Source organism: Dysgonomonas sp. 521 (genome assembly GCF_010501055.1).
Lineage (GTDB): Bacteria > Bacteroidota > Bacteroidia > Bacteroidales > Dysgonomonadaceae > Dysgonomonas.
In genome coordinates, this window is sequence record NZ_QVMO01000249.1 from 1 (window position 1) to 250 (window position 250).

1 protein-coding gene is annotated in these 250 nt (G+C 50.0%); it reads right to left on the minus strand.

What is annotated here, in order from left to right:
- Window positions 1–250 (minus strand): hypothetical protein (locus D0T84_RS22395; RefSeq protein WP_221413172.1); only part of this gene is annotated, 250 nt, incomplete at both ends.

The following is a 250-nucleotide window of genomic DNA, read 5'->3' on the forward strand; positions in this document are numbered from 1 at the left end:
CGCTGGAAGCGTAGGTGATCTGACAGAGTCCGTTCGGGTTTACCTGTACATTGACTTCGTCACTCGGAATGACTTTCTTACCACAAGCAGTTCCTTTGCCACCGGTAACAACGACACGGTAAAGACCGGCGTCTTTGGCTACCGAGCGGTTTACAACGTAAGTTGCACTGGTTGCTCCGGGAACGGTTTCAAATACCTGCAGGTATGTGTTCCATTTTTCCCATTGGTAAGTGATAGCACCTTCGGCAAC